Here is a 14,021-nt window from a genome sequence, read left to right on the forward strand (position 1 = left end):
GTTCATGCAGGAAAAAGGATTGTTGATTGTGCTTTCAGGACCTTCCGGGGTTGGTAAAGGAACGGTCCGGAAAGAGTTGTTTTCCCAGCCGGATACCGCTTTTGAATACTCTGTGTCCGCGACAACGCGGCTTCCGCGGGAAGGAGAACGGAATGGAGTAGATTATTTCTTCAAAACAAGGGAAGAATTTGAAGAGATGATCAGGGAGGACCAATTGCTTGAGTTTGCAGAATTTGTAGGCAATTACTATGGCACTCCTGTTGAGTACGTCCGTGAAACTCTTGATGCAGGGAAAGATGTTTTCCTTGAAATAGAAGTTCAGGGAGCGAGCCAGGTAAGGAGGAAATTCCCCGAAGGCCTGTTCATTTTCCTTGCGCCGCCCAGCCTTTCAGAACTGGAGAACCGGATCGTGACTAGGGGCACTGAGACGGAGGATATCATCAAAGGCAGGATGAAAGCTGCAAGAGATGAGCTTGAAATGATGGAATTATATGATTATGTTGTTGAAAACGACCAGGTCGAGAGAGCAGCCGCACGTGTCAAATCGATTGTCGTAGCTGAGCACTGCCGCAGGGAACGAGTTCAACATCGTTATAAAAAAATGCTGGAGGTAGATTAAATGCTTTATCCTTCTATTGATTCTTTAATGACAAAAATTGATTCGAAATATTCTTTGGTATCTGTTGCAGCCAAGCGTGCACGCAGCATGCAGGTTCATATGGACCCGAAAATCGACAAGTATGTTTCCAACAAATTCGTTGGAAAAGCACTTGAAGAAATCAACGCTGAAAAGCTTCACTTCAAAACAGCCGGAAGCCACGAAGAGCTCAATATCAACGAATAACACCGCGATAACAACCTATTTATTGGGTTGTTATTTTTTTTGTTTTTCAAAAGTTTGAAGTGGATTAATCTTGCCTATTTCATGCTTATTAAGTGAAAAAATGTTATAGTTCTATCATAATGATAGATTGTTATAAAATGGGGGTTCTCTGACATGCTGAACGGTAAAAAGATTCTATTGTGCGTAACCGGCGGGATTGCTGTATATAAAGGCGCTGCGCTGACAAGCAAGCTGACCCAGGCTGGCGCAGAGGTAAAAGTAATCCTGAGTGAATCAGCAGCGAAATTTGTCACTCCGCTCACGTTCCAGGCGTTGTCCAGAAGTGAGGTTTATACCGATACATTCGACGAAAAAAATCCTGAAAATATCGCGCATATCCATTTAGCGGATTGGGCAGATCTGATTATCGTTGCCCCGGCTACTGCCAACATCATCGGCAAGCTGGCAAACGGAATTGCCGATAATATGATTTCGACAACATTGCTGGCGGCGACTGCTCCGGTATGGATAGCTCCGGCCATGAATGTGCATATGTACCAGCATCCGGCCGTGACAAAGAATATGGAAACGCTCAGGAGCTTTGGATATGAATTCATTGAACCAGGTGAAGGCTATCTGGCATGTGGATACACAGGGAAAGGCCGCCTGGAGGAACCGGAGACGATTGTAGAGCGCGCCAGTCAGTTTTTCAAAACAGAAAGCGGGGAACTTTCCGGTAAGACTGTTTTGATTACTGCGGGGCCAACGAGGGAAAAAATCGATCCAGTCCGGTTCCTGACCAATCATTCAACCGGAAAAATGGGTTATGCGATTGCCGGTGAAGCGGTAAAGATGGGGGCTAAAGTCATCCTTGTTTCCGGCCCGGTTTCCCTTATTCCGCCAAAAGGAGCAGAGCTGATTAAAGTTGAAAGTGCCGAAGAGATGTACAACGCCGCACTTGAAAATTTCGCGGAAACGGATGTCCTGATCGGAACTGCTGCCGTAGCAGATTACCGGCCTAAATATACTTTTGAAGAAAAAATGAAGAAAAAAGAAGGCGACCAGGCACTCGAGCTAGAACGGACGCAGGATATTCTTTTTGAACTAGGGCAAAGAAAAGCAGCTCAGGTCATTGTTGGATTTGCAGCGGAAACCAATGATATCGAAAAGCATGCTATGGGCAAGCTTACCCGGAAAAATGCTGACATGATTGTGGCAAACGACGTAAAACAGGCAGGTGCCGGGTTCGGTGCCGATACGAATATTGTCACCATGTACAAGAAAGACGGCAGTAAGAACGAATTGCCTCTCATGGCCAAAACTGAGGTTGCCCGCCGGATCCTCTCAGAAGTCGTCTTCCTTTTAAAAAAGGATGAAAGCCAATGAATATAGCCAGTGTTATTGTCGATGTACCTGCAAAGCAGACGGACAAAACATTTGACTATAAAATTCCCGATAAGTTCCTGGAGGTCATTAAGCCCGGAACAAGGGTCATCGTGCCTTTTGGCCCGCGGAAAATTCAAGGTTTTGTTATGGAGCTCAAAGACCAGTCGAGTTTTTCAAAGCTGCGTTCCATCGTTGAACCGCTGGATTTGACGCCGGTGTTGAATGAGGAGCTTCTGAAGCTGGGGGAATGGCTGACAGAACATACATTAAGCTATAAAATTTCCTCTTACCAGGCAATGCTGCCAGCTGCATTAAAAGCAAAATACGAGAAAAAGATTGTACTGGCAAAAGGGACCGAATTAAACAGCTTGCCAAAAAATCTTGCCGAACTCTTTCTAAATAATAGTGAGCTAAAATGGGAAGATGCCGTCGCACAGGGGCTTGTCCAGCAGCTGCAGAAGGAAGCGGCTGCCGGCAGGGTTGAGGTTGTCTACCAAGTGAAGGACCGGGTGCGCAAAAAACTGCTTAAGCATATTTATCCTGCGATTGGTTCGGAACAGCTGGAAGAAGCAAGAGCCAAGCTTTCATCACAAGCGTCAGGACAGCAGGCTGTGATTGATTTCTTCCTTAAGCATCCTGAGCCTGTGGAACAGAGGCTGCTTCTCACCACTCTTGGAATTTCCCAGGCATCGGTTCAATCACTCGTCAAGAAGGGAATCCTGAAAGCCGAAGAGATGGAGGTATACAGAGACCCCTACGCAGAAAGGGAATTTGAAAGGAAGGTTGCCCTGGAATTGACTGCTGAGCAAGAAAAAGCAATCAGCCCAATTCTATCTTCGATTGAAAAGGAGCATCATGAAGTCTTCCTTTTATATGGAGTCACAGGCAGCGGCAAGACGGAAATCTATTTGCAGTCGATCCAGGAAGTGTTGCGCAAAGGAAAGGAAGCAATCGTGCTTGTACCAGAAATCTCTTTGACTCCCCAAATGGTCACTCGTTTCAAGGAGCGGTTCGGAGACCTTGTTGCTGTCATGCACAGCGGCCTTTCTGCAGGTGAGAAATATGATGAATGGCGGAAAATCCAACGCAAGGAAGTCAAAGTAGTCGTAGGGGCACGATCGGCGATTTTTGCTCCATTCGAAAACATTGGCATCATCATCATTGATGAAGAGCATGAAACAAGCTACAAGCAGGAAGAAAATCCACGCTACCATGCCAGGGATGTTGCGATTCAGCGTGCTAAAACCTATGCATGTCCGGTCGTTCTTGGCAGCGCCACACCATCACTCGAATCGTTTGCAAGGGCGCAAAAAGGGCGATACACTTTGCTGACACTTCCGAAACGGATGAACAACCAGGCACTGCCCGAGGTTGAAATCGTTGATATGCGGGAAGAGCTCCGAACTGGCAATCGCTCGATGTTTTCAGTAAAGCTTTTTGAAAAAATTAAAGACCGGCTTGAGAGAAAAGAACAGACGGTCCTATTCCTTAATAAGCGCGGACATTCGTCTTTTGTCATGTGCCGTGATTGCGGATACGTGATGAATTGTCCTCATTGCGATATCACGCTGACCTACCACCGGTACAATGAACAGATGAAATGCCATTACTGCGGATATGAAGACAGAGTGCCGACTATTTGCCCGGAATGCAATAGTGAACATATCCGTTATTTCGGGACAGGCACCCAAAAAGTGGAAGAAGAGCTGCTCAAGCTCATTCCTGAAGCGAGAGTCATCAGGATGGATGTCGATACGACTGGTCGAAAGGGGTCCCATGAGAAGCTGCTGACTGCTTTCCAGGAAGGACAGGCAGATATATTATTGGGGACTCAAATGATTGCCAAGGGGCTTGATTTCCCCAATATCACGCTTGTAGGCGTGCTTTCGGCAGACACGATGCTGAACCTCCCGGATTTCCGTTCTTCAGAAAAAACTTTCCAGCTTCTGACCCAGGTCAGCGGGCGTGCTGGAAGGCACAAGCTTCCAGGTGAGGTGGTTATCCAGACTTATACACCTGAGCACTATAGTGTTGAGCTGGCAGGAAGCCAGGATTACGACCGGTTTTACCAGCAGGAGATGCTGATGCGGAAGGTGCATCAATATCCGCCGTTTTATTATTTGTCCCTTGTTACGGTCAGTCATGAAGAATTGATGAAGGTCGTATCGGTCACCGAGAAAATCGCCAAATTCATCACTTCCAGATTGTCGAAGGATTCAGTGGTCCTCGGGCCGGTTGCGTCACCGATCCCTCGCATCAATGATAGATATCGTTATCAATGTTTGATAAAATACAAAAAGGAACCAGAGCTTAGCACTACGCTAAAAACCATACTGGACCATTACCAGCAGGAAATGGGATCAGGCGGGCTGCAGATTTCTGTCGACCTGAACCCTTACATCCTGATGTAATGATTCATTTTATGGAAGGCTGTTTTCGTAATGGTTGTTGTTAAAATCTTAAAGCCGATTTTAACGTGATAATAGCTGTTTTGTAGGTCGGTACTAAGTTTGCAAGCTCTTTTCTCATAATAGTTGATATTTATGTGAATAATTTTAGGTAATTCAATTCTATTTTTTAGGCATTAGCAACAAAGTTTGAGAAAAGTGCCTTATGGAAACATGAAAGTTTACAGTAAAAGCTGATTGAACAAGCTAATACTATATTCAAATGGAGTTATTGGAGGATTTATTTTGGCAGTAAGAAAAATAGTAACCTACCCGGCAGAAATATTGGAGCAGGAATGTGAAAAAGTCACCGTTTTTGATAAAAAGCTGGCCAAACTGCTGGATGATATGTACGATACAATGATCGAGTTTGATGGAGTCGGCCTCGCCGCCCCTCAGATAGATATAAAGAAACAGATTGCGATTGTCGACATCGATGATGAGCATGGAACAATCGAGATGATCAACCCGGTAGTTCTTGAAACCAGTGGCGAGCAGACCGGGCCTGAAGGGTGCTTGAGCTTCCCGGGATTATACGGAGAGGTAACCAGACCGAATTATGTGAAGGTGAAGGCTCAAAACCGGAAAGGAAAGACCTTTGAAGTCGAGGCAAAGGAGTTTTTAGCAAGGGCGATCCTCCATGAAATCGACCATTTGCACGGTGTGTTATTTACCACGAAAGTGTCCAAATATATGGAAGAAGCTGATTTAGAGGAGTTGAACCAGGAATGACAAGAATCGTATTTATGGGAACTCCAGACTTTTCAGTACCGGTTTTGCGAAGACTGGTAGAGGAAGGTTACGAGGTGGTCGGTGTCGTCACGCAGCCTGATCGCCCTGTTGGCAGAAAACGAGTCCTGACTCCGCCTCCTGTAAAAGCGGAAGCGCTGAAACATGGCATCCCTGTTTACCAGCCGGAAAAAATCCGCCAAAAGGAAGAACTGGATAAAATCCTCGCGCTTGAACCAGATTTAATCGTCACTGCGGCCTTTGGACAGATTTTGCCAAATCAGCTGCTTGAGGCACCAAAGTTTGGCTGTATCAATGTCCATGCTTCCTTGTTGCCCGAACTGCGCGGCGGTGCACCAATCCATTACGCAATCATCGAAGGAAAAAAGAAAACGGGAATCACGATTATGTACATGGTTGAAAAGCTGGACGCAGGGGACATATTGACACAAGTCGAAGTACCGATCACGGAAACAGATACAGTGGGTTCATTGCACGATAAAATGAGCCCTGCTGGAGCAGATCTTTTATCTGAGACGATTCCAAAGCTATTGAACGGGGAGATCACTCCTGTCCCGCAAAATGATGACGAGGCTACTTTTGCCTGGAATATCAAGCGTGAACAGGAAAAAATCGACTGGACAAAAACAGGACACGAAATCTATAACCATATCCGCGGCATGAATCCCTGGCCGGTTGCCTATACGACAATGGAAGGTGCAGTGGTGAAGATATGGAATTCTGTGAAGATGGATTATAAAGGAAGCGAACAAGCCGGGACCATCGTCAAGATTGAAGCTGACGGTTTTATAGTGGCAACCGGAGATGGAACAGCTATTAAGATTACAGAGCTCCAGCCAGCTGGCAAGAAAAAGATGGACGCTAAGCAATTCCTTCTTGGGGCAGGGTCGAACTTAGAGACCGGCGTCAGGTTAGGAGACTTAAATGAGTAAAAAGAAGAATGTCAGGGATGCGGCAGTGCAGCTCCTGGAAACGATTGAAAAGAACCAGGCTTACAGCAATTTGCTCCTGAACAATGCGATTGAAAAAAATGAAATCAGTCCGATTGATGTCGGCTTGCTGACTGAATTGGTATATGGTACTTTACAGCGTAAGATGACTCTTGATTTCTACCTTAAGCCATTTATCGAGAAAAATAAGAAATTGCAAACCTGGGTGGTCAATCTGCTTCGCATGACCGTTTACCAGATGGTGTATTTAGATAAAATACCAGACAGGGCAGCGATTTTTGAGGCAGTCGAAATTTCCAAGCGGCGGGGACATAAAGGCATTGCCAGCCTGGTGAACGGTGTCCTCCGCAGCATTCAGCGAAATGGACTTCCTTCTCTGGATTCGATAACCGACCCTGCGGAAAGAATATCAGTAGAGACCAGCCACCCATTATGGTTAGTCAGAAGGTGGGTCGGCCAGTTCGGGATTGAAAAGACGAGGGAAATGTGTGAAGTGAATCTGACTGCACCGCTGCAGACAGGAAGGGTCAATTTGACACGGATTTCCCGTGATGAATGCCTGGAATTGCTGGAAGAAGAAGGTTTCGAAGTAGAACCGAGCCCTATCTTGCCTGAAGCCATCAAATGCCTCCGAGGCAATCTCGCATCTTCAAAGGCATTTAAATATGGCTTGTTGACAATTCAGGATGAGAGTTCTATGCTAGTTGCCCACGCACTTGGCATAGAGGAAGAAGAGGTAATCCTTGATGCATGTGCGGCCCCTGGGGGGAAATCCTCTCATATTGCAGAGAAACTCGGCAACAGCGGAAAAGTGATTTCACTGGATCTTCACGAGCATAAGGTCAAGCTGATTGCCCAGAATGCCGAGCGTCTTGGGCTTGAAAATATTGAAGCTCAAAAAATGGACAGTCGAGAGGCGGCACATCATTTCAAGCATGAATCGATTGACCGAGTTTTGCTCGATGCTCCTTGCTCAGGACTTGGCGTAATGAGACGGAAGCCTGACATGAAATATACGAAAAAAGAACAGGATCTCAGTCAGCTGAAATCAATCCAGCTCAGCCTTCTAGAATCTGTCGCGCCATTGCTTAAAGATGGCGGAACGCTTGTCTATAGCACTTGCACAGTAGACAGGGAAGAAAACCAGGAAGTAATAGAAATATTTTTACGCGAGCATCCTGAATTCTCGGGAGATCCAACTCTTGCAGAAAGAATGCCAGAAGCAATCAGGCCATTGATCAATGGCTTCGATGTTCAGATTCTTCCACAGGATTTTGGTTCTGATGGGTTTTATATTGCTTGTTTGAGAAAGAAGGTGGAATAACATGGAACAGGAAAAATCAACTAGAACACCAGCAACACAAGAATCAGTCAAGAAATCCATTTATTCACTTCAGCTGCACGAACTGAAAGACTGGCTGAAGGAACAAGGAGAAAAGCCATTCAGGGCAGAACAAATTTATGACTGGCTCTACAAAAAGAGAGCAGCATCATTTGAGGATATGTCCAATCTGTCAAAGCCTTTAAGGGACAAGCTGGATCAGCATTTTGTGCTGACAACACTCAGCACGATCATCCAGCAGACATCATCTGACGGAACCATCAAATTCCTGTTTGAACTGCATGATGGAGTATCGATCGAGACGGTGCTTATGAGGCATGAATATGGAAATTCAGTTTGTGTCACCACACAGGTGGGCTGCCGTATTGGATGTACATTCTGCGCTTCCACACTCGGCGGTTTAAAAAGGAATCTGGAAGCAGGAGAAATCGTTGCCCAGGTCGTAAAAGTACAACAGGCACTTGATGAGACAGATGAGAGAGTAAGCTCGATTGTCATCATGGGGATCGGCGAACCGTTTGATAACTATGACAACATGCTTTCATTCCTGAAAATCATGAACCATGACAAAGGCATGAATATTGGAGCGCGCCATATTACCGTGTCTACAAGCGGAATCATTCCTAAGATTTATCAATTTGCGGATGAAAATATGCAAATCAACTTTGCGATTTCACTTCATGCTCCGAATACCGAGCTTCGAAGCAGATTGATGCCGATCAACCGAGCATACAAGCTTCCTGATCTAATGGATGCGGTCCGTTATTATGTTAATAAAACCGGCCGCAGAATCAGCTTTGAATATGGTCTTTTTGGAGGAGTGAATGATCAGGTTGAGCACGCAGAAGAGCTTGCCCAGCTGGTAAAAGGATTGAAATGCCATATCAATTTGATTCCGGTCAACTATGTACCTGAACGTGATTACGTAAGAACACCTAAGAGCCAGATCTTCAAATTTGAACGCACTCTTCGCGACCGCGGAGTGAATGTAACGATTAGAAGAGAACAAGGGCATGACATTGAAGCAGCTTGCGGACAACTTCGGGCAAAAGAAAGAAAAGAAGAGACGAGGTGACAAGATGAAGGCTGTTTTCATGACAGACAGGGGAAAGGTCCGCCTGCATAATGAAGACAATGGCGGCATCTTTATGAACCCTCACGGACAGCGCCTTGCCATCGTAGCAGATGGCATGGGCGGCCACCGTGCAGGAGATGTAGCCAGTGAAATGACAATCCAGCATCTAAAAGTTCTCTGGGAAACGTCAGCATTGATACATACAGCAGAAGAAGCGGAACAATGGCTGCAGGAATCTGTTGTACAGGTGAATCAGGAGATCTTTCAGCATTCATTGAATAATACGGAATGTGAAGGCATGGGCACAACAATTGTTGCCTCCATTTGCACGAATCTGTTCGCAACAGTGGTGAACATAGGAGACAGCCGCTGTTATTTACTGAATGAAACGGGATTCAAACAGCTGACAGAGGATCATTCTCTCGTCAATGAACTTGTACGTTCCGGACAAATTTCCAAAGAAGATGCAGAGCATCATCCTCGTAAAAATGTTCTATTAAGAGCCCTTGGAACAGAAGAATCAGTGGAGATGGACATTAAGACCATCATCTATGAAGAGGGAGATGTGCTGTTGCTTTGTTCGGATGGCCTTTCCAATAAAGTGAGCCAGGAAGAAATGGAAAGCATCCTGACAGACAATAATATGTCACTGGAAGATAAAGCGGCAGAATTTATTAAAAGGGCCAATCAGTATGGCGGCGAAGATAATATAACTCTTGCAATCGTCGAATACAAGGAATTCAACGAGGGCAGGTGAAAAATATGATCATCGGAAAAAGAATCAGCGGTCGTTATAAAATCAAGGATATGATTGGCGGCGGAGGTATGGCGAATGTCTATCTTGCCCATGATATGATCCTTGACAGGGATGTTGCGGTCAAAATGCTCCGTCTTGATTTTGCCAATGATGATGAATTCATCCGCAGGTTCCATAGAGAGGCACAATCTGCAACGAGTCTGGCCCATCAGAACATCGTCAGTATATATGATGTCGGTGAAGAGGATGGTCTATACTATATTGTGATGGAATATGTCGATGGCCAAACACTGAAGCAATACATACAGCAGCATGCACCCGTTCCTGTTGAAGAAGCCCTGGACATCATGAAGCAGCTGACATCTGCTATCTCTCATGCCCATCACAATCATATTGTCCACCGTGATATCAAGCCGCATAATATTTTGGTAGACAGCAGCGGTACAGTGAAGATCACAGACTTTGGCATTGCGATGGCATTGAGTGCAACGAGCATCACCCAGACAAATTCTGTGCTTGGATCTGTGCATTACCTGTCACCAGAACAGGCCAGAGGCGGCATGGCAAATAAAAAATCGGATATTTATTCAATCGGGATCGTCATGTTCGAATTATTGACAGGCAGACTCCCTTTTTCAGGTGAATCAGCCGTTTCGATCGCATTGAAGCATCTTCAATCAGAAACACCTTCATTAAAAAGGTGGAATCCGCAAATTCCACAGAGCGTAGAGAATATCGTGCTTAAGGCCACTGCGAAAGATCCTTTCCATCGATATGACAATGTCGATGAAATGGAAGATGATCTAAGGACAGCACTTGACAGCAAGCGTCTGAATGAAAGCAAGTTTATGATTCCTGAGGACGATGAAGCAACCAAAGCAATCCCTATCATAACGAATGACCGGCCTTATCATAATCTTGATGAAACCATTATCCGCAAAGATGCTTTAGATTCCATGGATCAGCCATCAAAGGATAAACCTGTGAAGAAGAGGAAAAAGAAATGGCCAGTGATTTTAACTGTTTTGTTTTTGCTCATACTGACTGCGGGTATTGTCATGGTGACAATGGGGCCAGATCTTTTTGGGCCAAAGGATAAGGAAGTGCCGGATGTAAGTGGCATGGAAGTAGAAGAAGCAGTCGCTGAACTCATGTCTGCAGGTTTTATTATTGGGGACAAAAAAGAGATTAGCGATGAAGAGATCGAAGAAGGAAATGTCATCAGAACAAATCCGAAAGCCGGTAAGATGATAAAAGAGGGAAACAAAATTGATCTTTATATCAGTACTGGCAAAGAAGAAATAGAGTTATCGGATTATACCGACAGGGCCTACGATGATGTCGTCAAACTGCTTGAAGGTAAAGGCTTCAAAGATATCAAAAAAACCGAAGAGCATGATGATAGCGAGCCTGGGACAATTCTGGAACAATATCCTCCTGGTGGGGAGTCTGTCGTCCCCGAGGACACAACTTTGGAATTCAAGGTCAGCATGGGTCCTGAATTGGTAACTCTGGGTGATTTAAAAGAATACAACCAGAGAAATCTCGATCTTTATGCTGACACCACTGGGCTTGTTGTTGAAAGTACGGAGGGTTTTCATGATACCATACCGGCCGGATTGGTTATATCCCAAAAACCTGAAGCGGGAACTCAACTGCCGCCAGGAAGTAAGGTAAGTGTCGTCATTTCAAAAGGACCGGAACCTGTTCCGAAAGAAAAGACGATTGAAATTAACGTACCATACCAGCCTAAAGAAGAAGGCGTTCCACAGGAACTCAAAATCTATATGAATGATGTAAACCATACAGATGAAGCTCCAGTAGATACGATTGAAATCACAGAGGACACAATGATTAGCCTTGATTTCCTAATTGCGCCTGGCAAAAAGGGTGAGTATCGAATTCTGCGGGATGGAGAAATCTTTGACAGTGGCAGCGTTGATTATCCAGAAGACTAACAGACAGGGAGTGTTGCTATGCCTGAGGGCAAAATTATCAAGGCGCTGAGCGGTTTTTATTATGTTGCCAATGAGGACGGTATAGTGCAATGCCGCGGCAGGGGGGTTTTCCGCAAGAATAAGGTTACACCCCTTGTTGGTGACGAGGTGGTTTATCAGGCTGAAAATGACACGGAAGGTTATATCCTGGAAGTCAAGGACCGGAAAAATGAGCTGGTCCGTCCGCCGATTGCGAATGTAGACCAGGCCATCCTTGTTTTTTCTGCTGTTGAACCTGGATTCAGCACAGCCTTGCTCGACCGGTTTTTGGTTCTTGTTGAGTATAACCACATTGAGCCCCTCATCTGCATTACGAAAATGGATTTGACCAATGAAGAGGAAAAATCACGTCTCGAGGAATATGCAGAAGATTATCGGAAGGCAGGCTATGAGGTTATTTTTACATCCTCTGAAACTTCAGAAGGTCTGGAAAAGCTGAGGCCGCATATTGAAGGTAAGATTTCTGTCTTTGCCGGTCAGTCAGGAGTCGGGAAGTCATCCCTGCTCAATGCGATCAGGCCGGATCTCGAGTTGAAAACCGATGATATATCCTCCCATCTGGGAAGGGGCAAGCATACAACAAGGCACGTAGAGCTGATTACGATTAACAATGGGCTAGTTGCTGACACCCCAGGATTCAGTTCTCTGGAATTCACAGAGATTGAAGCGGAAGAGCTGAATTCATGCTTCCCTGATATTGCTGAGTTCAGTGAGGATTGCAAGTTCCGCGGCTGTCTTCACATGGCAGAACCTAAATGTGCGGTCAAGGCAGCAGTTGAGTCAGGAAATCTGCCTGAATACAGGTATGAGCACTATAAAGACTTTTTGTTAGAAATCAAAGATAGAAAGCCGAGGTATTAAATCATGGTTAAGATCGCACCTTCAATCTTATCGGCTGACTTTGCCCGACTTGGCGAAGAAATAAAGGATGTCGAGCGCGGTGGGGCCGATTATATACATGTGGATGTAATGGATGGGCATTTCGTGCCGAATATTACGATCGGGCCTCTGATTGTCGAGGCAATCAGACCGGTGACAAAGCTTCCGCTTGACGTTCACCTGATGATCGAGAACCCGGACCAATATGTCGAAGCATTTGCCAAGGCAGGTGCTGATTATATCACCGTCCATGTGGAAGCATGCAGGCATCTGCACAGGACCATACAATTGATTAAATCGACAGGGGTCAAGGCAGGCGTCGTCTTGAACCCTGCTACACCAGTTGATAGCCTGAAGCACATCATCGAGGATGTTGATATGGTACTGCTTATGTCTGTTAATCCTGGATTTGGCGGTCAGAAGTTCATCTCTTCGGTCCTTCCAAAAATCAGGCAGGTTAAAGAACTTGCTGATTCACTAAATCCAGACCTGGAAATAGAGGTTGACGGCGGAGTGAATGAGGAAACAGCCAAGCTTGTAATTGAAGCAGGGGCCAATGTTCTGGTGGCGGGTTCAGCAGTCTTCAATAAAGAAGACAGGGAAGCCGCTATCGCCAGCTTGAGACCATAAAGAAAAGCCAGCCTTGCAGAGGCTGGCTTTTCTTCAATAAGTGGAATCCAGAAACAAAGGAGATCTTTTAATGAAAATTAATTTGGTTGCCGGTGGACCGCGGTACATGATACCAGATTTCCATCTCTATGAAGAGGAAAACGTGGTTTGGATCGGGATCGATAGGGGTGTATTCTATTTATTAGAAGCAGGATTAAATCCTGCAGCAGCATTTGGCGATTTTGATTCAGTTTCCGAAGGAGAAATGGAAAACATTGAAAAGACGGTTGCTGACCTGAAGAAATTCAAGCCGGAAAAAGATGAGACAGATATGGAGCTGGCTCTAAATTGGGCCCTTGATCAGCACCCGGAGTCGATTAACATTTTCGGTGCGACAGGGGGGCGCCTTGACCATTTGATGGCCAATATTCAGCTGCTGGTCAGGCCTCTTGAGGAAGATGCTTTTGTACACATCCAGATCATTGATACCCAGAATATCTTATATGTAAAAAAACCAGGATGCTATACAGTTAGCCCAAATGATGATTTTAAGTACATTTCCTTCCTGCCAGTCACGCCGTCTGTATCCGGACTGTCGCTTGAAAATTTTAAATACCCGTTAATTGATTGTCATATTCCAATGGGCTCGACACTATGTATTAGTAATGAACTTATTAGAGGTCATGGTACTTTTTCTTTTTCCGAAGGCATATTATTAGTAGTAAGGAGCAAGGATTGAGATGTCTTCATTTAGCTCAGGGTTCTTTTCAGCAATATGATTTCTTCCCCTGAAAAGAGAAAATTTTGTATACCCGGGAATATACTATAGGGATACAGAAAGAAGACTGGTTTGCGAGAGATGGTGAGGAGGGACGGTATGAGATTCTATACAATCAAACTGCCTAGATTTTTGGGTGGCCTCGTACGGGCGATGTTAGGTGCATTTAAAAAGGATTAAAAACCATTTAGCGTGGAGTAATCAAAGATTGAAAACCGATATGCAAGC

General features: G+C 45.2%; 14 protein-coding genes. All 14 read left to right on the plus strand.

Annotated features, from left to right (window positions below):
* Positions 1 to 4 precede the first annotated feature (4 nt).
* A complete protein-coding gene (gmk, locus tag FS736_RS02830; protein WP_144474827.1) occupies positions 5 to 619 on the plus strand; it encodes a guanylate kinase in 615 nt (204 codons plus the stop codon).
* The gene (rpoZ, locus tag FS736_RS02835) at positions 620 to 844 is read left to right on the plus strand and encodes a DNA-directed RNA polymerase subunit omega (RefSeq protein WP_079508381.1); all 225 of its coding nucleotides are present in this window, start codon (positions 620 to 622) and stop codon (positions 842 to 844) included.
* A gap of 153 nt (positions 845 to 997) precedes the next feature.
* Positions 998 to 2,209 carry a bifunctional phosphopantothenoylcysteine decarboxylase/phosphopantothenate--cysteine ligase CoaBC gene (gene coaBC, locus FS736_RS02840; RefSeq protein WP_144474828.1) on the plus strand — a complete coding sequence of 404 codons (1,212 nt, stop codon included), beginning with the start codon at positions 998 to 1,000 and terminating at the stop codon, positions 2,207 to 2,209.
* Positions 2,206 to 4,620, plus strand: a complete 2,415-nt coding sequence (gene priA / locus FS736_RS02845; protein WP_144474829.1) for a primosomal protein N' — start codon at positions 2,206 to 2,208, stop codon at positions 4,618 to 4,620. Before coaBC ends, priA begins: the two co-directional genes overlap by 4 nt.
* Before the next feature lie 282 nt (positions 4,621 to 4,902).
* The gene (gene def, locus FS736_RS02850; protein ID WP_144474830.1) at positions 4,903 to 5,388 is read left to right on the plus strand and encodes a peptide deformylase; all 486 of its coding nucleotides are present in this window, start codon (positions 4,903 to 4,905) and stop codon (positions 5,386 to 5,388) included.
* Positions 5,385 to 6,338, plus strand: a complete 954-nt coding sequence (gene fmt, locus FS736_RS02855) for a methionyl-tRNA formyltransferase (RefSeq protein WP_144474831.1) — start codon at positions 5,385 to 5,387, stop codon at positions 6,336 to 6,338. Before def ends, fmt begins: the two co-directional genes overlap by 4 nt.
* Positions 6,331 to 7,680 (plus strand): 16S rRNA (cytosine(967)-C(5))-methyltransferase RsmB, encoded by a 1,350-nt coding sequence (rsmB, locus tag FS736_RS02860; protein WP_144474832.1) that lies wholly within the window; start codon positions 6,331 to 6,333, stop codon positions 7,678 to 7,680. Before fmt ends, rsmB begins: the two co-directional genes overlap by 8 nt.
* 1 nt (position 7,681) lies before the next feature.
* Positions 7,682 to 8,773 carry a dual-specificity RNA methyltransferase RlmN gene (rlmN, locus tag FS736_RS02865; protein WP_144474833.1) on the plus strand — a complete coding sequence of 364 codons (1,092 nt, stop codon included), beginning with the start codon at positions 7,682 to 7,684 and terminating at the stop codon, positions 8,771 to 8,773.
* 4 nt (positions 8,774 to 8,777) lie between these two features.
* Entirely contained in the window at positions 8,778 to 9,530 is a 753-nt protein-coding gene (locus tag FS736_RS02870) for a Stp1/IreP family PP2C-type Ser/Thr phosphatase (RefSeq protein WP_144475001.1), read from the plus strand.
* Between the two features lie 5 nt (positions 9,531 to 9,535).
* A complete protein-coding gene (gene pknB / locus FS736_RS02875) occupies positions 9,536 to 11,488 on the plus strand; it encodes a Stk1 family PASTA domain-containing Ser/Thr kinase (RefSeq protein ID WP_144474834.1) in 1,953 nt (650 codons plus the stop codon).
* 18 nt (positions 11,489 to 11,506) lie between these two features.
* On the plus strand, positions 11,507 to 12,388 hold the full coding sequence (rsgA, locus tag FS736_RS02880) for a ribosome small subunit-dependent GTPase A (RefSeq protein ID WP_144474835.1): 882 nt from the start codon (positions 11,507 to 11,509) through the stop codon (positions 12,386 to 12,388).
* A gap of 3 nt (positions 12,389 to 12,391) precedes the next feature.
* On the plus strand, positions 12,392 to 13,036 hold the full coding sequence (rpe, locus tag FS736_RS02885; protein WP_144474836.1) for a ribulose-phosphate 3-epimerase: 645 nt from the start codon (positions 12,392 to 12,394) through the stop codon (positions 13,034 to 13,036).
* A 70-nt stretch (positions 13,037 to 13,106) separates the two neighbouring features.
* Positions 13,107 to 13,754 (plus strand): thiamine diphosphokinase, encoded by a 648-nt coding sequence (locus FS736_RS02890; protein WP_144474837.1) that lies wholly within the window; start codon positions 13,107 to 13,109, stop codon positions 13,752 to 13,754.
* Between the two features lie 138 nt (positions 13,755 to 13,892).
* Entirely contained in the window at positions 13,893 to 13,973 is an 81-nt protein-coding gene (gene spoVM / locus FS736_RS02895) for a stage V sporulation protein SpoVM (RefSeq protein ID WP_144475002.1), read from the plus strand.
* Positions 13,974 to 14,021 lie beyond the last annotated feature (48 nt).

Source organism: Cytobacillus oceanisediminis 2691, assembly GCF_007678455.1.
Classification (GTDB): domain Bacteria; phylum Bacillota; class Bacilli; order Bacillales; family Cytobacillaceae; genus Mesobacillus; species Mesobacillus oceanisediminis_A.

Excerpts from the sequence above, each read along its gene's own strand:
- gmk (WP_144474827.1), top strand. The coding sequence starts at position 5 with ATGCAGGAAAAAGGATTGTTGATTGTGCTTTCAGGACCTTCCGGGGTT.
- rpoZ (WP_079508381.1), top strand. The coding sequence starts at position 620 with ATGCTTTATCCTTCTATTGATTCTTTAATGACAAAAATTGATTCGAAA.
- coaBC (WP_144474828.1), top strand. The coding sequence starts at position 998 with ATGCTGAACGGTAAAAAGATTCTATTGTGCGTAACCGGCGGGATTGCT.
- priA (WP_144474829.1), top strand. The coding sequence starts at position 2,206 with ATGAATATAGCCAGTGTTATTGTCGATGTACCTGCAAAGCAGACGGAC.
- fmt (WP_144474831.1), top strand. The coding sequence starts at position 5,385 with ATGACAAGAATCGTATTTATGGGAACTCCAGACTTTTCAGTACCGGTT.
- rsmB (WP_144474832.1), top strand. The coding sequence starts at position 6,331 with ATGAGTAAAAAGAAGAATGTCAGGGATGCGGCAGTGCAGCTCCTGGAA.
- rlmN (WP_144474833.1), top strand. The coding sequence starts at position 7,682 with ATGGAACAGGAAAAATCAACTAGAACACCAGCAACACAAGAATCAGTC.
- FS736_RS02870 (WP_144475001.1), top strand. The coding sequence starts at position 8,778 with ATGAAGGCTGTTTTCATGACAGACAGGGGAAAGGTCCGCCTGCATAAT.
- pknB (WP_144474834.1), top strand. The coding sequence starts at position 9,536 with ATGATCATCGGAAAAAGAATCAGCGGTCGTTATAAAATCAAGGATATG.
- rsgA (WP_144474835.1), top strand. The coding sequence starts at position 11,507 with ATGCCTGAGGGCAAAATTATCAAGGCGCTGAGCGGTTTTTATTATGTT.
- rpe (WP_144474836.1), top strand. The coding sequence starts at position 12,392 with ATGGTTAAGATCGCACCTTCAATCTTATCGGCTGACTTTGCCCGACTT.
- FS736_RS02890 (WP_144474837.1), top strand. The coding sequence starts at position 13,107 with ATGAAAATTAATTTGGTTGCCGGTGGACCGCGGTACATGATACCAGAT.
- spoVM (WP_144475002.1), top strand. The coding sequence starts at position 13,893 with ATGAGATTCTATACAATCAAACTGCCTAGATTTTTGGGTGGCCTCGTA.